The sequence below is a fragment of the Kitasatospora sp. NPDC051702 genome (genome assembly GCF_040681575.1).
Lineage (GTDB): Bacteria > Actinomycetota > Actinomycetes > Streptomycetales > Streptomycetaceae > Kitasatospora.
This window is the reverse complement of record NZ_JBFAZB010000004.1, coordinates 86,879-106,321: the sequence shown is the minus strand read 5'-3', so window position 1 is coordinate 106,321 and position 19,443 is coordinate 86,879. Positions and strand designations below refer to the sequence as shown.

Genomic DNA, 19,443 nt, shown 5'->3' with positions numbered 1-19,443 from the left:
TTTCGACCGGTGCGCGACGCGGTGCGCGTCCCGGCGGACCGTAGAAGGAACCGCAGCAGGACCCCGGAAGGACCGCAGCAGGACCGCGGACGCGCAGCGCGGCCCGCGGGAGGAACGAGAGGACGGCCCGCCATGGGAACGGGACGGGAGACCGCCGCCGAGGTGATCGTCGTGGGGGCGGGCCCGGCCGGGCTGGCCTGCGCGCTGGACCTGACCGCGGCCGGGCGGGACGTGCTGGTGCTGGAGGCCGGGGACGAGGTCGGCGGCCGGATGCGCACCGACGTGGTGCAGGGGTTCCGGCTGGACCGGGGGTTCCAGGTGTTCAACACCGCCTATCCGCAGGTGCGCCGGCGCGTCGACCTGAAGGCGTTGCGGCTGCACCCGTTCACGCCCGGTTTCCTGCTGGCCGGCGGGCGCGGCCGGTTCCCCGTGGTGGATCCGACCCGGCGCCCGGGCCTGGCGCTGGAGCTGCTGCGCCCGGGCGGGGCGGTGCCGCTGCGTGACGTGCCGGCGCTGGGGCTGCTGGGGCTGCGGGACGCGGTGCTGCCCGCCGGGGTGCTGAAGCGGGCGCCGGACGTGAGCACCGCGCGGGCGCTGCGGGCGGCCGGGGTGTCGCGGCGCACCGTCGAGGGGGTGCTGGGGCCGTTCCTGGCCGGGGTGTTCCTGGAGGAGGGGCTGGAGACGTCGAGCCGGCTGTTCCACCTGGTGTGGCGCAGCATGCTGCGCGGGAGCCTGTGCCTGCCGCAGGAGGGGATCGGTGCGGTGCCGCGGCAGTTGGCGCGGGGGCTGGCGGCGGGGCGGGTGGTGTGCGGGGCGCGGGTGGAGCGGGTGGGGCGGCAGGAGGTGCTGCTGGCGGACGGGTCGGTGCTGCGGGCGGGCGGCGCGGTGGTGGTGGCGACCGGGATGGCGCAGGCGGCGCGGCTGCTGCCGGGGCTGCCGGTACCGGCGGGGCGGGCGGTGACGACGTTCTACCACGTGGCGCCGGTGAGTCCGTTGCGCGAGCCGACGCTGGTGGTGGACGCGGATCGGCGGGTGCTGAACACGGTGGTGCTGTCGGAGGTGGTGCCGCGGTGTTCGCCGGACGGGCGGGCGCTGGTGTCGACCTCGGTGCTGGGGCTGGACGCGGACGAGGGGGCGGCCCGGTCGCGGGCCGGTGAGCTGTACGGGGTGGACACCTCGCGGTGGCGGACGCTGACGGACTACCGGATCGCCGATGCGCTGCCGGCCGGGCCGGCGCCGCTGCCGCTCAGCCGGAGCGCGCGCTGGGCGCCGGGGCAGTACGTGTGCGGGGACCACCGGGCCACCGCCTCGGTCCAGGGGGCGCTGGCCTCGGGCGCGCGGGCGGCCCGGGAGGTGCTCGCGGACCTGGCGGAGCGGGCGCCGGGACCGGCGCGGGCACCGGTCCCGGTGCCGGCACCGGAACGGCGCCCCGGCCCCGGGCGGGACGCGCGGTGACCGACCAGCCCCACCTGCCGGGCATGCCGGGTGTGCCGGGTGTGCCGGCCGCGCCCGGAACCCCTGACTCCGGCGCCCCGACCCCCCGGCCCGCCACCACCACCGCCGCGCTGCTGGACATCCGCGAGATCCACGCCGAGCCGGCGGCCCTGGCCTCGCCGCGCGGACGGCAGGTGCTGGCGCGCTTCCCCGGGGCACGGGTCGTCGAGGTGCCCTCGCACTGGGCGATCCCGCAGCTGCACGGCAACGCGGGCAACGTGCGTCGCTGGGCGCGGATCAAGCGCGAGGTGCTGGTCCTGGGCGTGAAGAAGTCGCTGGCGGCCCGGCCCAACGGCCGCTCGGCGGACTGGATCGCGCCGAGCTCGGCCAACGGCTGCGCGCTGGCCTGCGCCTACTGCTACGTGCCCCGGCGCAAGGGCTACGCCAACCCGATCACGGTGTTCACCAACATCGACCGGATCATCGGCTACCTGGGCGGGCACGTCGCCCGCCAGGGCCGCAAGAGCGTGCCCGACCAGCGCGACCCGCTGGCGTGGGTGTACGACATCGGGGAGAACAACGACTGCTCGGTGGACGCCCTGGTGTGCGACAACACCGCCGACCTGGTCGCCGCGTTCCGGCAGTGGCCCACCGCCAAGGCGTCCTTCGCGACCAAGTGGGTCAACCGGGACCTGCTGGAGCTGGACCCGCGCGGGCGCACCCGGATCCGTTTCTCCGTCATGCCGCCGGCCGACGCCCGGCTGCTGGACGTCCGCACCAGCCCGGTGCCCGAGCGGGTGCGCGCCGCCGACGACTTCCTGGCCGCCGGGTACGAGGTGCACTTCAACCTCTCCCCCGTCGTGCTGCGCCCCGGCTGGCAGGCCGACTGGGCCGAGCTCCTGCGGCGGATGGACGACGTGCTGGGGCCCGCGGTCAAGGCGCAGGCGGCCGCCGAGGTGATCATGCTGACCCACAACCAGGACCTGCACGAGGTCAACCTCGGCTGGCATCCCAAGGCGGAGCAGGTGCTGTGGCGTCCGGCGCTGCAGGAGCCCAAGCTCTCCGGCAACGGCGCCTGGAACGTGCGCTACCGGGCCCGGACCAAGGCCGCCGCGCTGGCCGAGCTCGGGGTGCTGATCGAGCGCCACGCCCCCTGGCTGCGGGTGCGCTACGCCTTCTGAGCCCGCGCCCAGCCCCCGGGGCCGCGGACGACATCGGCCATCGGCCATCGGCCATCGGACGGCAGCGGACACCGGACGGCAGCGGACGAACGCCGGACGGACCCCCCTGGTGCGGTCCCCACCAGCGCCGATCTAGGGTGCTGGCATGATCTCCTCACCGATATCCGGCCCCGACCAGGCGCTGCGGGTCCTGCTGGAGGGCAACGCCCGGTTCGTCGCGGGCAGCCCGGAGCACCCCAACCAGGACGCCGGGCGCAGGGCCGCCCTCGCTCCGGCACAGCGGCCCTTCGCCGTGCTGTTCGGCTGTTCCGACTCGCGTCTGGCGGCCGAGATCATCTTCGACCGGGGGCTGGGCGACCTGTTCGTGGTCCGTACCGCCGGGCACGTCACCGGGGCGGAGGCGCTGGGCAGCATCGAGTACGGCGTGAGCGTGCTGGAGTGCCCGCTGGTGGTCGTGCTGGGGCACGACTCCTGCGGTGCGGTGGCCGCGGCGCGGGACTCGCTCGACCAGGGGCGCCTGCCGGGCGGCTTCGTGCGCGACGTGGTGGAGCGGGTGACCCCGAGCGTGCTGGCGGCCAGGGCGGCGGGCATCGAGGACCCGGACGCGATCGTGGACGAGCACATCCGCCAGACCGTGGACCTGCTGCTGGAGCGCTCCCAGGTGCTCGCCTCCAAGGTGGCGGCGGGCGAGGCGGCCGTGGTGGGGCTGTCCTACCGGCTGCACGACGGCCAGGCCCGTACGGTGGCCGCCCGCGGCCCGGTCGGCGACCCCGACTGATCACCCACCCGACCGACCCGACCGTCCACCACGACCCGACCGGACCCGGACCGGACCGGACACGACCCGACCGGACCCGGACCGGACCCCCTGCCGCCGCCCGGGCGGTGGGGGGTCAGTCCTGGCGCAGGTCGCGCACCAGCCGGCTGACCGCCTCGCTGAGCGTGAGCGGGTTGGCGGCCGTGGAGAAGTCGGGGATGTGGTAGGCCCGGATGGTGCGGGCGAGGTCGTGTCCGGCGTCGGCGTCGAAGAGTTCCCAGTCGAGCAGGCGCTCGTGCGCGACGATGCGGATCGGGAAGAGCTTGCGGGTGCCGCTCTCGCGTTCCGCGCGCACCGCGCGGCCGATCTCGGTGGCCACCCAGTTGCTGGCCATGCTCGCCTCGGACAGCACGAGGATCATCCGGCCGCGCCGCTGGATCTCCTCGGTGATCTGTTCCAGGACGGTGCGCCCGCCGCGGATGTCGTGCGGGGCGAACCAGGTGTCCACCCCGTTGGCCTCCAGCATCCGGTGCAGCTGGGCGGCGAACGCCTCGTCCCGTGACGAGTAGCTGATGAAGGCGCTCGGCCGGTCGGGCCCGGCCAGGTCGGGCACGCTGTCGCGGTGGGCGCGGACCATGTCCGGGTCGGCACCCACCGCGGTGAAGAAGCGGTCCAGGCCGGCGAGGTCGGTGCGCAGCTCCCGCACGGCCTCCTGGTCGCCGAGCTGTTCCCGGGCCAGCTCCAGCGCCTGGTGGTTGAGTTGGAAGGAGTCGGCGACGGTGCGTTCGTCGACCCGGCAGAGACCGTTGACCACCACCGGGTCGAGCGTGGAGGCGAGGAACTTCGAGCCGGCGAAGACCCCGAGGCCGAAGTGGGCGCCCTCGAAGATCGCGCCGACGAAGGTGACGCGGTGGAAGGTGGCCTGGAGGAAGAACGCGTCGTGGTAGTTGCCCTCGAACGTCCCGCCGTCGAAGACCGCGCGGAAGAAGTCGGCGGTGCCGAACGCGGCCTTCTTCAGGTCGCAGTCGAGGAACCGCGCCTCGATGAACCGGGCGTACAGGGCGTTGATCCGGCGGAAGCGGCAGCGCCGGAAGATGCACCGGGAGAGGTCGCCGAAGGCGAGGACGCAGTTGTCGAACGCGCAGTCGACGAAGACGGCGTCGGAGAGGTCCTCGCGGCCGAGCCGCAGGCCGGTGAACTCGCGGCCGGTGAACTCGCGGACGCCGGAGGCGTATTCGTCGAGGAAGGCGCGCGTGGCCGCCGTCTCGGCGGCGGACGGCTGGTCGGTGTGGGTCATGGTCACGGCCCCGGTCGGTGCGGCGGCTGGTCGGGCTGTCTGACGGGCCGAACATAGCACCGCCGCAGGGCCGTTCAGGCCGGTACGGCGAACCCCGCACCCCGTCGGACGCGCCTGCGGACCCGGCCCGGGGCCCCGGCCCGAACGCCGCCGCCCGAACACCGTCACCCGAGCCCCGTGGCCCGAACGCCGTGTCCGATCTCCGCCAGCGCCACGCGGCGCGGGCGGGCAGAGTCGGTCCCGGTCAACGTTCCACGACGACGGGCAAGGACGGCATCACGTGCACAAGGTCACCGACCTCAAGGTCCTCTACTTCGGCACCCCGGTGGTGCTGATCGGTTCGCGCAACGAGGACGGGAGCGCCAACCTGGCGCCGATGTCCTCGGCGTGGTGGCTCGGGCAGTCCTGCGTCCTGGGCCTGGGCAACAGCTCGCAGACCTCGCAGAACCTGCGGCGCGAGGGCGAGTGCGTGCTCAACCTGCCCTCCTCCGTACTGGTCGACGCGGTGGACCGGCTCGCGCTGCTGACCGCCAACCCGCACATCACCGAGTACCGGCAGCGCCAGGGCTACCGCCACGAGCGGCGCAAGTTCGCCGCCGCCGGGCTCACCGAGCAGGCGTCCGAGCTGGTGCGCGCGCCGCGCGTGGCCGAGTGCCCCGTCCAGCTGGAGTGCCGGCTGGAGGCGGCCGTCCCGTTGGCCGGCAACCCGGGGTGCACCGCCTTCGAGGTGACCGTCGTGCGGGCGCACGTCGAGGAGTCCCTGATCGTCCCCGGCACCGACCACTACGTCGACCCGCTGGGCTGGGACCCGCTGATCATGAAGTTCTGCGAGTTCTTCGGCGAGGGGCAGCGCCTGTCGCCGTCCCGCCTGGCCGAGGGCTGGCGGATGCCCGGCCGTCTGCCCGCACGCGTGTGAGAACGGGGCCGCCCGCCGGGACGGCCCCCGTCAGGCGCGTTCCCCGCAGGAGTCGCAGATGCGGGTGGCGGGCAGCTCCAGGAAGCAGGAGGGGCAGATCGCCGGCGGCCGCGGCGGGGCGGCGGCGGCCGCCTTGCGCTCCACGGACGCCTTCAGGCGCGGGGCCAGCGCGGGCGTGCCGCCGTCGGCGGGCAGCGTCGCGCCGAAGTGCCGGTAGCAGGCGAGCCGGGCGGCGGCGGCGTGGTACTCGCGGTCCAGTTCCCCGGCCACCGGGGGCTCCCCCGCGACGGCCAGCACCTCCTGGTAGCCGGCCCCGACCATGCCGTCGGTGGAGTGCACCACCAGCGCCGTCAGCGGCGGGTCGCCGCGCCGGTGCGCCTCGCGCACCACCAGGGCCAGCACCTTGCCGATCCAGTTGCGCTGGTGGACCCGGGTGCGGACCCCGGCGGCCTGCTGCACCTCCTCGGCGAGCTCGGCGTAGGTGATCACCGCGTGGTAGCGGCCCGCCACGTCCACCAGGGCCGGGTAGGCGGCCCTGGTCCAGGCCACCTGCGCCTGGGTGGCGCTGACCGCCGCCCCGTCCGCGACCCGCCAGTAGCCGCGCTGCTGCTCGTCCATCCCCGCCCCTGAAAGCTCGTCCGCCGCCCCCACCGGGAGCGAGGCTACCCCGCCCCGGACGGCCCCGGGCGCGCGGGGCGGGACCGGGCATCCGGGGCGCGACCGGGCATCCGCGACGGGCGACGGCCGGGCGTCCGGGAGTGGCGACGGCCGGGGCTTGACTTCAAGCCCGGTTGACGTCGTCGAATGGGTCCCGACCGCGCCGTACGGGCACCGCGGTCGATGCCCCGCCCGTACGGACCCGTCCGGTCCCGGGGCCGCCTGGATTCCGATCGTGCCGCAGGCGGCCCCGGGCCGGCAGGGCCCGCCGGAGCCCCGAACGCGACCGCGGGGCCCCGCGCGCGGCGTCAGCCCGATTCCGGCCGCAGGGCGGCCAGTTCGGCCGACGACAGGGTGAGGGCGGCCGCCGCGGCCGAGTCGCGCACGGAGGCGGGCCGGCGTGCGCCCGGGATCGGGACGACGACGGGCGACTGCGCCAGGTGCCAGGCCAGGCAGACCTGTTGCGGGCTGACGCCGCGCTCGCGCGCCAGGGCGTGGAAGGGCGTGTCGGGTGCCGGCGCGGGGCCGCCGGGGTCGTCGACGGCGCTGGGCGAGATCCCGCCGAGCGGGCTCCACGGCAGGAAGGCCAGGCCGAGCCCGGTGCACAGGTCGAGGGTGTCCCGGGTGGCGGAGTGGGCCGGGGAGAAACGGTTCTGCACCGAGACCAGGCGCGGGCCGAGGATCTCCCGGGCGATGCGGATCTGCTCGGTGTCCACGTTGGAGAGGCCGACCATCCGGATCGTGCCGGCGTCGGCGAGGTCGCGCAGCGCGCCGACCGAGTCGGCGAAGGGGACGGCCGGGTCGGGCTTGTGCAGCTGGTAGAGGCCGATGGCGGCCACGCCGAGCCGGGCGGCCGAGGCCTCGGCGGCGCGGCGCAGGTGGCGCGGGTCGCCGTCGACCGTCCAGGTGCCGTCGCCGGGGCGGCCCCGGCCGCCCTTGGTCGCGACCAGGACCTCGTCGGCGCCGCGGGTGCCGCCGTAGGAGGCCAGGGCGCGGGCGATCAGCCGTTCGTTGTGGCCGAGTTCGCCGGCGTGCCAGTGGTAGGAGTCGGCGGTGTCGATCAGCCGCACGCCCGCGTCGAGGGCGGCGTGGACGACGGCGACGGCCTGCTCCTCGCCCGGGCGGCCCTCGACGGACAGCGGCATCGCGCCGAGGCCGATGGCGCCCACCGCGACTGCCCCGATGCTCCGGACCACCGGACCGGCGGGACCGGCAGGAACGGCGGGAGCGCCGGGACCGGCGCAGCCGGCGGGAACCGCGGGGGCGTCAGGGGTGCGCGTCATGCCCGGGCCTCCCGGACGGCCTGGGGCAGCCAGTCGGCGACCGGGGAGAAGCGGAAGCCCAGGCCGGCGGCGCGGGTGGTGTCCATGGCGTAGCAGCGGTCGAAGGAGAACGGCGAGAACAGTGCGTCCGTCTCCGCGTCCACCGCCACGTCCACCGCCACGTCCGCGGCGGCGACCGGCTCGGTGCGGGTGCCGAGTTCGCGGGCGATGGCGGCGGACAACTCGTGGGCGTCGAGCGGGCCGTGGGAGGCGGCGTTGACCGGGCCGGTGAAGTCGGCGGTCGCGGTGAAGGCCAGGAAGCGGGCGATCTCGGGGGCGTGGACGAAGGAGGCGGGCTGGGGTGCGGGGTGGACGGCCACCGGCAGGCCGGCTTCGATGCGCCGGACGTAGTGGGCGAGGCGGCCGGTGAAGTCGGCGCCGCCGAGGACGTGCGCGGTGCGGACGAGGGCGGTGTCGAAGGGGGCCTGCCGGGTGAGCAGGGCTTCGGCCTGGCGTTTGCCCTCGCCGTAGTGGTCGGCGATGAACTGCTGCTCGTGCCAGGGAAGTTCGAGGTCGATCTGCTGGGTGGCGGGGTCGACGGCCGATTCGGTCAGGGCCGGGCCGCCGGGCCGGCCGGTCTCGGCGTAGACCTCGACGGTGGAGGTGAGGACGTAGCGGCGGGTGCGGTCGGCGAAGACCCGGGTGGCGATGGCGGCCTGGCGGGGCGTGTAGCAGACCTGGTCGACGACGGTGTCGAAGTGCCGGTCGGCGAGGGCGGTGTGCAGGGCCCGTTCGTCGTCGCGGTCGGCGAGCAGGTGGGTCACGCCGGGGGGCGGGGGTGTGGAGCCCCGGTTGACGACGGTCACCGTGGCGCCGCCGTCGCGTAGTTCCTCGATCAGTCGGCGTCCGAAGTGGCGGCTTCCGCCGATCACGCACACGTCCATTTGCGGTGGCCCCTTTCGGCCCGTCCTGTGGTGTCGGGGTTCAGCCTGCTGGACGGCGGTCACCAGCGGTAGTATCGATCGGATTGGCTCGTCGTTAGGGAAACTGTTGATCGATGTCCAGCGGTTGGCCGTGCTGCGTGAGGTGGCCCGGCACGGGAGTTTCAACCGGGCGGCGGTGGCGCTGCGGTGTACGGCCTCGGCGGTCTCGCAGCAGGTCGCGGCGTTGGAGCGCGGTCTGGGCGCGGCGGTGGTGGTGCGCTCCACGCGCGGGGTGGTGCTGACGGAGTCGGGGCGGCTGCTGGTGGAGGCGGCGGAGGCGATCGCCGCCGAACTGGCTGACACCCGGCAGCGGTTGGAGCGGCTGGCGGCCGGTCAGACGGTGCTGACGGTGGCCACGTTCGCCAGTGCGGGGCGGCGGCTGCTGCCGGCGGCGCTGGCCGGTTTCGTCGCCGATCATCCGGAGGTGGAGGTGACGGTGCTGGAGGAGGAGCCGGAGGAGAGCCTGCCGGGGGTGCGCGAGGGGCGTGCCGACCTCGCGTTGGCCTATCACTTCGACGACGCCCCGGCGCCGGGGCGGCCCGGGGACCGTTCGGGGCTGGAGTGGACGCCGCTGGGCGAGGACCCGCTGCGGGTGGTGCTGCCGCGCCGCCATCCGGTGGCGGTGCGCTACCGGGCGCGGCCCGAGCCGCTGCGGCTGGCCGAACTCGCCGATCAGCGCTGGATCCTGGGGTGCCGCAAGTCCGCGGTGCAGCTGGCGCGGTACGCCGAGTCGGCGGGTGTGGGGCTGCGGATCTCGTGCACGGCGACGGACTACGGGTTCGCGCAGGCGCTGGTGCACGCCGGGGTGGGCATCGCGCTGATCCCGGAGATCGGTCTGAGCGGGGACGGGGAGCTGGTCGCGCTGCCGCTGGCCCCGCCGGGCCCGTGCCGTCACCTGGGGCTGGTGCTGTCGCGCCGGCGGCGGGGCCCGTCGGCGGTGCTGGCCGAGGAGTTGGCGGCGCGGCTGACCGGCGGCGTGCCGGTGGACGGGGGGCCGGTGGGCGGCGGCCCGGTGCGGTAGCGTGTGGGGCGAACGGAGGGGCCCCCGACCACTGCGACTGGTCGGGGGCCCTTCGTGTGCGGGCGGGTGGACGGACCGGGCCCTGCGCGCCCGGCGGTTCACCGGGGCCCGCCCGGCGGTTCACCGGGGCCCTGCCGGGCCCTACTTCACCGCCGCCACCACCACTGCGGCCACGGTCGCCAGCGCCGTGATGACCCCGGCGTTGCGCCGCAGCCACCGTCCGATCAGCTCCGACCTCCGTGTCCGGGGCGGCTCGTCGCCTTCCACTCGGTCTCCTCCCGTCTCCGTACGACGCCCGGGCCGGTCGGCCCGGGCCGGGTTCAGAGGAGGGGGAGGAACACCGCACCCGTGGGGGGCGACGGACAGAAACCTACACGGCGGCGGTGGCGAAACTGCCATCCGGATGCGGGAGAGGACCGGCCAACTGACGATCCGCCCAGGTGACTTGGCCGACGGTCTCGGAGGATTCACCCGTTCGTCCCTCGCGCACACCGGACCGGCGCGGGCGCATCAGTACTGCCGCAGCTGCGGCCACAGCTCGTTCCAGGGCCGCGGGGCCGGGTCGCACAGGACGACGGCGGCGTGCTGCTCCAGGTTGTCGACGCCGTGCCCGTTGTCGACCCTGGCGACGGTGCGGCAGCCGGTGAACGGGGCCTCCAGCGCGGGATGCCCGGCGGGGTGGACGAGCAGGACGGGGCCGGTGGCGTCCGCCGGCGGCGGGCCCCAGTCGGCGAGGCTCATGTGGCCGGAGTAGGGGGTCGGCAGGCCGAGGGCGGGGCCGTAGTGGGCGAGGGCGCCGGCCTCGCCGTAGTTGGAGGTGAGCAGGACGGCGTGGGCGCGCCGGTCGGGTGGCAGGTCGTGCCAGGCGGTGGCGGTGGCGGCGGTGAGTTCGGGCCAGCCGACCTGTTCGCCCTGGTCGGGGTCGACGGCGTTGGGCAGGGCGAGGGCGCCGGCGGGCAGCAGGGGCAGGGTGGCGAGGGCGCTGACGGCGGTGGCCGCGGCCAGGGTGCGGGCCAGTGCGCGGGCGCTGCGGCGGGTGCGGGCGAGGACGGGTTCGCAGCCGGCGGCGGTGAGGACGAGCAGCAGCGGCAGCGGGTAGTACGGCTTGCCGCCGCCGACGATGACCATCGCGCACAGCACCGGGTAGGCGGTGGCCAGCGGGCGGGCGTGGCGCAGCGCGTCGTCGTGGCGCAGGGCGCGCCAGCCGGCGAGGGCGACGGGTAGCAGGAACGGGGAGAACTGGAGGGCCTGGAGGGGCAGGAGGAGCCATCGGCCGGCCCAGCCGTTCTGTGCGGCGAGTTCGTGGGCGACCTTCAGTTCGGGGAGGCCGTGGATGGCCTGCCACCACAGGGTGGGGCCGGCGATGAGCAGGGCCAGGGCGGTGCCGAGCAGGGCCCAGGCGGCGCCGGGCGGGGTCCGGGTCGTGGGGGTGGGGGCGTGGGGCGGGGTGCGGTGGCGGTGGATCCGGTGGCGGTGTTCCCGGAGCAGGGCGGCGGCCAGGGCGGCGAGCAGGGGCAGGACGAGTTGCTTGTTGAGCAGGGTGGTGCCGACGGCGGCGCCCAGGGCGGGCCACCAGCGGGGGTCGCGGGTGCGCAGCAGGCGCAGTGCGGTGAGCAGGACGGCGAGTTCGGCGGTGAGGTCGAAGGTGCTGGTGGAGAGCAGGTGGCCGACGGCCAGGGTGTAGCCGCTGGCGGCACAGCAGGCGGCGGCGAGGGTCTGGGCGCGGCGGTGGGCGCCGAGTTCGCGGGCGGTGAGGGCGGTGAGGGTGACGGTGGCGGCGCTGAGCAGGGCGGAGGGGGTGCGCAGGGCGGTGGGGCCGTCGCCGAGGAGGGCGGTGGCGCGGGCGAGGATCGGGGTGAGGGGTGGTTGGTCGGTGTAGCCCCAGGCCGGGTGGTGGCCGGCGAGGAGGAAGTAGAGCTCGTCGCGGTGGAAGCCGTAGCGTCCGGAGAGGGCGATGAGCAGCGCGGCGAGCGCGCCGGCGATCGCGAGGACGGGCCGAACCGCGAACGGCGGCAGGCCGGTTGGCGTTCCACTCCCCCGTGTGGTGTCCATCCGGGCAGTGTGGCACCGGTGGGGTGCGGTGGCGGTGGCGCGGGCGGGGGTTTCCGGGGGAGGTCGGGGTCGGGCGGTCGCCGGGCCGGCCCGGGGGCGGGGCGGGCCGGCCGGGGCGGGGGATTTTCGTATCAGAGGGTGGCGGGGCGGCGGCGTCGGCGGCCGGGGGGCGGGGTGGGGTCGGTGTTCCAGGCGGCGACGGGGTTGCCGAGCCAGCGGGTGGCGCCGGGGACGTTCTCGCCGCGCATGACCAGGGAGGCGGGGCCGACGGTGGAGCCGGCGCCGAGGGTGGAGTTGAGCAGGACGACGGAGTGCGGGCCGGTGGTGGAGCCGGGGCCGAGGTGGACGGGGCCCAGGCGCATGACGCGGTCGTGGAAGAGGTGGGTCTGCAGGACGGTGCCGCGGTTGACGCTGGCGCCGGCTCCGACGGTGACGAGGTCGCTCTCGGGCAGCCAGTGGGTCTCGCACCAGACGCCGCGGCCGATGCGGGCGCCGAGGGTGCGCAGCCAGGCGTTGAGGTAGGGGGTGCCGGTGAGGCTGTGGCCGCCGAAGGGCATGGCGAGTTCCTCGACGAAGGTGTCGTAGAGCTCGTTGCGCCACACGAAGGGGGACCACAGGGGGTGTTCGGCGGCGCGGAAGCGTCCGACGAGCAGCCATTTGGCGGCGGTGGTGAGCAGGCAGGCGGTGAGGGCGGCGGCGGCCAGGACGAGGCCGCCGGTGGCGAGGGCCAGGGGCAGGCCGTAGGCGTCGCGCAGTTCCTGGAGGGTGGCGAGGACGAGGTCGCCGAGGAGGGCGGCGAGGATGACGGGCAGCAGGCGGCAGAGTTCGACGCCGGCGCGGGCGGCGATGAGGCGGCGGGAGGGGTCGTAGGTGCGGGTGTCGGTGCCGGTGTCGGCGACGCGGGGCAGGGCGAAGGCGGGGCGGCCGAGCCAGGAGGAGCCTTCGGGGGCGTGGGCGGGGGTGTCGGACAGGACGCCGACGAGGGAGTTGTCGGGCAGGGTGCGGCCGGGGGCGACGATGCCGGAGTTGCCGACGAAGGAGCGGCGTCCGATGTGGGAGGGGCCCAGGTGCAGCCAGCCGGCGCGTAGTTCGTAGGGGGCGACGAGGGTGTCGTCGGCGAGGAAGGCGCCGTCGTCGACGCGCATCAGGGCGGGCAGGGCCAGGACGGTGGAGGCCTCGACGCGTCGGCCGACCTTGGCGCCGAGCAGGCGCAGCCAGGTGGGGGTGAGGAGGCTGGCGTAGAGGGGGAAGAGGGTGCGGCGGGCGGTGTCGCCGAGGCGGGTGACGGCCCAGGCGCAGTAGGCGGTGCGGCCGTGGGCGGGGTGGAAGCCGGGGCGCAGCGGGCGGGAGTGGAGGCGGACGAGCAGGGCGGTCAGGGCGGCGTGGCAGAGCAGGGTGAGGGCGGCCAGGGGGATGGTGGCGGGCAGGAGGTGGAGGAGGGCGTCGGTGAGGGTGCGCTCGGTGTCGATCATGGGGTAGACGACGGCGAGGGCGGGCAGGGCGGCGAGGAGGGGGAGCAGGCCGAAGAGGGTGAGGCCGAGGGTGTGGGCGAGGTTCCAGGTGCGGGAGCGGGTGGTGGTGGGGGCGGGCCAGGGGGTGGGGGTGTGGGGGGCGGGGCGGGCCGGGGAGCCGTGCCAGTGTTCGCCGGCGGGGACGGTGGCGGTGACGCAGGAGCCGGCGGCGATGTCGGCGTGGGCTCCGACGCGGGCGCCGGGCATGAGGGTGGCGCGGTGGCCGATGCGGGCGCCTTCGCCGATGTCGACGCGGCCGAGGTGGAGGGTGTCGCCGTCGAGCCACCAGCCGGCGAGGTCGGCTTCGGGTTCGATGGTGGCGCCGGCGCCCAGGCGGGCGAGGCCGGTGACGGGGGGCAGGGTGTGCAGCAGGACGCCGGGGCCGACGCGGCAGCCGAGGGCGCGGGCGTAGCGGGGGGCCCAGGGGGTGCCGGTGAGGGCGGCGACGCCGAGCAGGGTGGTGACGCGTTCGGCGGCCCACAGGCGTAGGTGGGTGGGGCCGCCGCGGGGGTGGCTGCCGGGGCGTAGGCCGGCGGTGAGCAGGCGGGCGGCGCCGGCGGCGAGGAGGGTGCGGCCGGGGGCGCTGTAGAAGAGGAGGAGGCCGGCGGCGACGGGCCACCAGGAGCTGTGGGGGGCCCAGGCGAGGTGGTTGCCGGTGAGGTTGTCGAGGGCGACGAGGACGAGGGTCCAGCGCAGGCCGGCGAGGGTGAAGACGCCGAGCAGGACGAGGGTCTGCCACAGGCCCGCGCTGGTGGGGGTGCGGCGTACCGGGCGGGCGGGGCCGGGGGCGGCGGTGGGGCCGGGGGTGGGGTCGGGGTCTCCGGTGAGGGTGTCGAGGTAGTCGGCGAGGTCGCCGAGGACGGGGTGGGCGTAGAGGTCGGCGACGGAGACGCCGGGGTGGGTGGTGCGCAGGTCGGAGGCGAGGCGGGCGGCGGTGAGGCTGGAGCCGCCGAGGGCGAAGAAGTCGTCGTCGGTGGTGGGGGTGGTGCCGAGGAGTCGTTCCCAGTGGCGGGCGAGTCGCCCGGCGGTGCCGTCGGTGGGGGTGGGGCGGTCGTCGGGGGTGTGCTGGGGGGCGGTGGTGGTCAGCGGCCAGGGCAGGGCGGTGCGGTCGACCTTGCCGGAGGTGCGGGTGGGCAGGGAGTCGACGAGGGCGAGGACGGGCACGAGCGGGGCGGGGAGGCGTTCCAGCAGGTGGCGGCGGGCGTCGGTGAGGTCGGGGGTGGTGCCGGGGTGGGGGACGAGGTAGCCGACGAGCAGGTCGGTGCCGGCGGGGGTGGTGCGGACGGCGGCGGCTGCGGCCCGTACGCCGGGCAGGGCCTGGAGGGCGGCGTCGATCTCGCCGAGTTCGATGCGTCGGCCGGCGAGTTTGACCTGGTCGTCGGCGCGGCCGAGGAAGACCAGGCCTTCGGGGTCGTTGCGCACGAGGTCGCCGCTGCGGTAGACGCGGGTGCTGCCCAGGGCGGGGTGGGCGGTGAACTTCTCGGCGTCCTTGGCGGGGTCGAGGTAGCGGGCGGTGCCGGCGCCGGCGATGAGGAGTTCGCCGGTGCCGTACCAGGGGACGGGGTGGCCGGCGGGGTCGACGACGGCGATCTCCCAGCCGTCCAGGGGGGCGCCGATGCGCACCGGGCGGCCGGGGAGCAGGCGGGCGGCGGTGGCGACGACGGTGGTCTCGGTGGGGCCGTAGGTGTTCCAGAACTCGCGCTCGGGTGTGGCGAGGCGTTCGACGAGTTCGGCGGGGCAGGCCTCGCCGCCGACGATGATCAGGCGGACGGCTTCCAGGCATTCCTGCGGCCACAGGGCGAGCAGGGTGGGGACGGTGGAGACGGCGGTGATGCGGCGGCTGACCAGCCAGGGGCCGAGGTCGGTGCCGGCTTTGACGAGGGCGCGGGGGGCGGGGACGAGGCAGGCGCCGTGGCGCCAGGCCAGCCACATCTCCTCGCAGGAGGCGTCGAAGGCGACGGAGAGGCCGGCCAGGACGCGGTCGCCGGGGCCGAGCGGTCGGCGGCGCAGGAAGAGGCGGGCCTCGGCGTCGACGAAGGCGGCGGCGGAGCGGTGGGTGACGGCGACGCCCTTGGGGCGGCCGGTGGTGCCGGAGGTGAAGATGATCCAGGCGTCGTCGGCCGGGCCGGGCCAGGCGGGGCGGCCTCCGGGTTGGGGGCCGGGGCCGGCGTACAGGTGCCGTTCGGCGCCCAGGACGGCGCAGACCCCGGCGTCCTGCCAGATCATCGCGGCGCGTTCGTCGGGGTCGTCGGCGTCGACGGGGACGTAGGCGGCGCCGCAGCGCAGGACGGCGAGGACGGCGACGTAGAGGTCGGCGGTGCCCGAGGGGATGCGCACGCCGACCCGGTCGCCGGTGCCGATGCCGTGGCCGGCCAGGACGCCGGCGAGGGTGTCGACCTCGTGCAGCAGGGTGCGGTAGTCGAGGACGGCGGTGCCGGTGTCCAGGGCGGGTGCGTGGGGGTGGGTCCGGGCGGTGGCGTCGACGATGTCGAGCAGGCTGCGCGGGTGGGCGGGCGGGGCCACCGGCCAGCCGGCGGCGGGGGCGGGGTGGGGGTGGGGGTGGTGCAGGGTGCCCGGGCCGACCGTGTCCTGGCGTGCGTCCATGGGGTGGTGTCCTCGGCTCCGTCGGTGCGGGTGCGCGGGTTTCGCCGCGTACGGGTGGTGCGGGGTGTCGCTTGGCGGGAAGCGCCCACTCACCATGACTCCGCTGGGAGTTGGCTGGATGCAGCGGAGGTACGGTCAAAGGAAATTCTCATGATCGGTGCCGGCCGGGGGTGGCGGCCCGATGATTCGAAAGTCGTTTCGGGCGGGTGTGGGCGTTTTCGCTGGTGAAGGGTAGCCGCTCGGCGGCCCGGTGCCCGCGGCGCGGTGTGGCGGGCCCGCCGCCCGCCCGCCACGGGGCCGGCGCTGCTAGCGTCCCCGTCCGTGAGCGCGATGCGGCCCGGTGACGGCACGCCGGGCCCCGACCGGGTGGACGGCCCCGGCACGCCGGGCCCCGACCGGCCGGCGGCCCGGCCCGGCGGTGCGGCGGCCCGGCCCGGCGGTGCGGGCGGCGCTCCGGCGGCCGGGAGCGGCGCGCTGGTCTGGTACGCCGCGTACGGGTCGAACCTGCACGCCCCCCGGCTCGCCCGCTACCTGCTCGGCGGGCGCCCCGAGGGCGGCGCCCTCGCCTGCCCCGGCTGCCGCGACCCGCGCCCGCCGCTGCGGGACGTGCCCGTGCTGCTGCCCGGGCTGCTGTACTTCGCCACCGAGTCCGCGGTGTGGGGCGGCGGCCGCGGCTTCTACGACCCGGACGCCGCCGGACCCGCCCCCGGCCGCGCCTACCTGCTGACGCTCGGCCAGTTCAGCGACATCGCCGCCCAGGAGATGTACCGCTCCCCCGGCACCGACCTCGACCTCACCGGGGTGCTCGCCACCGGGCGCGCCACGCTCGGCCCCGGCCGCTACGAGACGCTGGTGCACGCGGGCGAACTGGACGGGCTCCCCCTGCTGACCCTCACCGCCCCCACCGGCCTGGCCGGCGCCGACCTCAACCCGCCCTCCGCCGCCTACCTGCGCACCCTGGCCGCGGGCCTGGCGCAGGCCCACGGCTGGGACAGCCGGCGCACCGCCCGCTACTTGGCCTCGCGTCCGGGTGCGGCCGGGCACTGGAGCGCGCAGGGTGTGCTGGAGGCGCTGGCCTGACCGGCCGCCGGGAGCGGGACCCGGCCCGGCCGGCCCGGGCCGCGGTGTCAGCCGTTCGTTCGGGACACGAACATCCGAGCGGAAAGCAAGCCGATCTTGAGCCCCGTGCGCAAGGGTCGCCCCGCTGTTCTTCACCGCTTCGGGTGCCGCCAGGCGCCGGGAGCCCGACGTTCTCCCCGGGGGACACCAGTGATCACACGTAGGACCCTGCTCCGGACCGGCGTGGCGGCCAGCGCCACGCTCGGGACCGCCGGCCTGCTGCTCCCCGCGCTCACGGACGTCGCGCAGGCAGCCGACCTCGACGCCTCCACCATCCCGAAGTTCGCCCAGGCCATGCCCGTCCCGCAGCCGCTCGAGCCGTACTCCGACGACGGCGACGCGGACGTCTACAAGCTGACGATGAAGGAGACCACCGCCGAGATCGTGCCCGGCTTCAGGACCGCGGTGCGCACCTACGGCGACAGCTTCCCCGGCCCGCTCATCCAGGCCACCTCCGGGCGCCCCGTGGTGATCCACCAGACCAACCGGCTGAGCGTCGACACCTCGGTCCACCTGCACGGCGGCCACGTGCCGGCCAAGAGCGACGGCGCGCCGATGGACCTGATCGCGGCCGGCGGCGGCCGCCGGACGTACGTCTACCCGAACCAGCAGCCGCACGCGAACCTGTGGTTCCACGACCACGCCCACCACATGGAGTCGGAGAACGTCTTCCGCGGGCTCGCCGGCCTCTACCTGCTCACCGACGACGTCGAGGACGGCCTGGACCTGCCGGACGAGGAGCAGGACGTGCCGATCGCCCTGCGCGACGCACGCTTCGACAGCGCCGGCCAGCTCGTCTACGTGATGGGCGACCGCCTGCGCAACGTGGTGCTGGCCAACGGCAAGGCCTGGCCGTACTTCGAGGTCGCCACCCGGCGCTACCGCTTCCGCGTGTTCAACACCTCCAACCAGCGGTTCTTCAAGCTCGCGCTGTCCGACGGCTCGGCGTTCCAGCAGATCGGCTCGGACGGCGGGCTGCTGCCCGCGCCGCTGACCACCACGAGCGTGTTCCTCTCCCCCGGCGAGCGGGCGGACGTCGTCGTCGACTTCGGCCACTACCCGGTGGGCACCACCCTGGTGCTGAAGAACACCTTCGGCGACCAGAGCGCCCCCACCGCGCAGGTCCTGCAGTTCCGGGTCACCCGCCGGGAGCGCGACGACACCGAGCCGCTCCCGGACACCCTGCGCACGCTGCCCGAGCTGCCGGCCGCCACCACCACCCGCGACTTCAGGCTCAGCATGGACGAGGGCCCCGCCACGCCCGGCGCGATGCCGATGGCCTACATCAACGGCCTGGTCTACGACTCGGACCGGATCGACACGGTGATCCCGTACGGCTCCACCGAGATCTGGACCGTCACCAACACCAACCAGCGGATGCCGCACAACTTCCACCTGCACCTGGTGCAGTTCCGGGTGCTGGAGCGCGGCGGCAAACCGGTCACCTCCGGCCCGGAGTGCGGCCTGAAGGACACCGTGTCGCTGCTGCCGGGCGAGAGCGTCAAGCTGCAGGCGACCTTCACCGGGTACCGCGGCGAGTACCTGTACCACTGCCACCTGATCGACCACGCGGCGATGGGCATGATGGGGACGATGAAGATCGTCTGACGTGGCGGGCGCGCGGCGGGCGGGCCGTCCCGGCGGCCGCGGGGGCGCGGGTGCCGGGCGAAACCTTGCGGCCGCACCCGGCACCGCGGCACCGGGCCGACACGCCGCCCACCGGGGGAAGGTCGCCCACCACCGCCGCCGCGGCTCCTACTGTCGCCTGGCCCCGTTCGGGGCGAAACCCGACAGAAGCGGAGAAAACACCCATGACCCGTACGACCCGCAGCATCACGTGGGCGCTGACCCTGCTCGCCGCCGCCGGCGTGGCCGCCGCCGTCCCGGGCACCGCCTCGGCCGACACGGTCTCCGGCGGCAACCACGGGACGGTGATCATCGGCAACGGCAACCAGGTCGCGGGCTACGACATCATCAACGCGGGCAACGACGCCACCGTCGGCTCCCACAACGGCTCGGGCCAGGTGGCCGGCGGCGCGATGGACGACGCCGCGCAGGTCGCCGGCGGCAACTTCTGGACGGTGATCATCGGCGACGGCAACCAGATCGCCGGCGACGACATCATCAACGCCGAGAACGACGCCACCGTCGGCTCCGACAACTGAGCCCCGGGCCCGCGCCGCTCAGGCGGCGCGGGCCTCCAGCCAGTGCAGCAGGACGGCACGCTCGGTGTCGGTGATCGGGTGGTGCGGGTCCGGGGCCTGGGCCCAGCGGCGCAGGCGCTCCAGCGTGGCCGGGTCGAGATCCAGGTACAGCCGCCAGTGCGAGCGGGAGTGGCAGTCCGGATCGTGCGGTTCGCGACAGGTGTCGCAGTGGGTGAAGTAGGCCTCGATCAGGCGGTGGGCAGTCGACTCGTCCGACATGCGTCCGGCACTCTTCCTCTCTGCCTCACGGCCCGTGGTCTCCCTTCCCAGGGTGCGTGACCCCCACCCCCGGCCGGGAGGGGACCAAAGTCCCGCGCCCCGACCACCGCGCCCCGACCACCGCGCCCCGACACCGCGGTCCGGCCACCGCGGTCCGGCGCCGGCCGGTGAGACCTCGGTCCTACTCCCTTCGTCGCAGACCGGGCGGGGCCTGCGCCCAATGCCC

Annotated in this window: 16 protein-coding genes; 8 read left to right on the top strand and 8 right to left on the bottom strand. The window is 75.6% G+C overall.

Features of this window, described 5'->3' with window-relative positions:
* Positions 1-132: 132 nt before the first annotated feature.
* The 3 genes from AB0N04_RS05385 (at position 133) to AB0N04_RS05375 (ending at position 3,393) form a co-directional block, all read left to right on the top strand.
* The gene (locus AB0N04_RS05385) at positions 133-1,455 is read left to right on the top strand and encodes an NAD(P)/FAD-dependent oxidoreductase (protein WP_360206965.1); all 1,323 of its coding nucleotides are present in this window, start codon (positions 133-135) and stop codon (positions 1,453-1,455) included.
* Entirely contained in the window at positions 1,452-2,615 is a 1,164-nt protein-coding gene (locus tag AB0N04_RS05380; protein ID WP_360206962.1) for a spore photoproduct lyase family protein, read from the top strand. The genes AB0N04_RS05385 and AB0N04_RS05380 overlap by 4 nt, the downstream gene beginning before the upstream one ends.
* Before the next feature lie 145 nt (positions 2,616-2,760).
* A complete protein-coding gene (locus AB0N04_RS05375; protein ID WP_360206960.1) occupies positions 2,761-3,393 on the top strand; it encodes a carbonic anhydrase in 633 nt (210 codons plus the stop codon).
* Positions 3,394-3,508: 115 nt separating this feature from the next.
* On the opposite strand, the gene AB0N04_RS05370 is transcribed toward AB0N04_RS05375, so the two are convergent.
* Complete coding sequence (locus AB0N04_RS05370; RefSeq protein WP_360207174.1) at positions 3,509-4,669, bottom strand: TIR domain-containing protein; 1,161 nt, start codon at positions 4,667-4,669, stop codon at positions 3,509-3,511.
* Between the two features lie 280 nt (positions 4,670-4,949).
* Here AB0N04_RS05370 and AB0N04_RS05365 point away from each other — a divergent pair, with 280 nt between their 5' ends.
* Complete coding sequence (locus tag AB0N04_RS05365) at positions 4,950-5,585, top strand: flavin reductase family protein (RefSeq protein ID WP_360206958.1); 636 nt, start codon at positions 4,950-4,952, stop codon at positions 5,583-5,585.
* Positions 5,586-5,615: 30 nt separating this feature from the next.
* Here the strand turns inward: AB0N04_RS05365 and AB0N04_RS05360 are convergent, their stop codons facing one another.
* The 3 genes from AB0N04_RS05360 to AB0N04_RS05350 all read right to left on the bottom strand — a co-directional run bounded on the left by AB0N04_RS05360 (position 5,616) and on the right by AB0N04_RS05350 (position 8,448).
* Positions 5,616-6,203 carry a hypothetical protein gene (locus AB0N04_RS05360; protein WP_360206955.1) on the bottom strand — a complete coding sequence of 196 codons (588 nt, stop codon included), beginning with the start codon at positions 6,201-6,203 and terminating at the stop codon, positions 5,616-5,618.
* 347 nt (positions 6,204-6,550) lie between these two features.
* On the bottom strand, positions 6,551-7,411 hold the full coding sequence (locus AB0N04_RS05355; protein WP_360206953.1) for an aldo/keto reductase: 861 nt from the start codon (positions 7,409-7,411) through the stop codon (positions 6,551-6,553).
* A gap of 110 nt (positions 7,412-7,521) precedes the next feature.
* Entirely contained in the window at positions 7,522-8,448 is a 927-nt protein-coding gene (locus tag AB0N04_RS05350; protein ID WP_360206950.1) for an NAD-dependent epimerase/dehydratase family protein, read from the bottom strand.
* Between the two features lie 106 nt (positions 8,449-8,554).
* Between AB0N04_RS05350 and AB0N04_RS05345 the strand changes: the two genes are divergently transcribed.
* Entirely contained in the window at positions 8,555-9,508 is a 954-nt protein-coding gene (locus AB0N04_RS05345) for a LysR family transcriptional regulator (RefSeq protein WP_360206948.1), read from the top strand.
* Positions 9,509-9,649: 141 nt separating this feature from the next.
* On the opposite strand, the gene AB0N04_RS05340 is transcribed toward AB0N04_RS05345, so the two are convergent.
* The 3 genes from AB0N04_RS05340 to AB0N04_RS05330 all read right to left on the bottom strand — a co-directional run bounded on the left by AB0N04_RS05340 (position 9,650) and on the right by AB0N04_RS05330 (position 15,675).
* Entirely contained in the window at positions 9,650-9,775 is a 126-nt protein-coding gene (locus AB0N04_RS05340) for a hypothetical protein (protein ID WP_360206946.1), read from the bottom strand.
* Positions 9,776-10,018: 243 nt separating this feature from the next.
* Entirely contained in the window at positions 10,019-11,560 is a 1,542-nt protein-coding gene (locus AB0N04_RS05335) for a glycosyltransferase family 39 protein (protein WP_360206943.1), read from the bottom strand.
* 131 nt (positions 11,561-11,691) lie between these two features.
* Entirely contained in the window at positions 11,692-15,675 is a 3,984-nt protein-coding gene (locus AB0N04_RS05330; RefSeq protein WP_360206940.1) for a Pls/PosA family non-ribosomal peptide synthetase, read from the bottom strand.
* 330 nt (positions 15,676-16,005) lie between these two features.
* Here AB0N04_RS05330 and AB0N04_RS05325 point away from each other — a divergent pair, with 330 nt between their 5' ends.
* From AB0N04_RS05325 to AB0N04_RS05315, 3 genes are all read left to right on the top strand, one after another.
* A complete protein-coding gene (locus AB0N04_RS05325) occupies positions 16,006-16,755 on the top strand; it encodes a histone deacetylase (protein WP_360207172.1) in 750 nt (249 codons plus the stop codon).
* Positions 16,756-16,944: 189 nt separating this feature from the next.
* On the top strand, positions 16,945-18,402 hold the full coding sequence (locus tag AB0N04_RS05320) for a multicopper oxidase domain-containing protein (RefSeq protein WP_360206937.1): 1,458 nt from the start codon (positions 16,945-16,947) through the stop codon (positions 18,400-18,402).
* 203 nt (positions 18,403-18,605) lie between these two features.
* Complete coding sequence (locus AB0N04_RS05315; RefSeq protein ID WP_360206934.1) at positions 18,606-18,959, top strand: hypothetical protein; 354 nt, start codon at positions 18,606-18,608, stop codon at positions 18,957-18,959.
* A gap of 18 nt (positions 18,960-18,977) precedes the next feature.
* Here AB0N04_RS05315 and AB0N04_RS05310 read toward each other — a convergent pair whose 3' ends face one another.
* A complete protein-coding gene (locus AB0N04_RS05310) occupies positions 18,978-19,217 on the bottom strand; it encodes a hypothetical protein (RefSeq protein WP_360206932.1) in 240 nt (79 codons plus the stop codon).
* Positions 19,218-19,443: the final 226 nt, after the last annotated feature.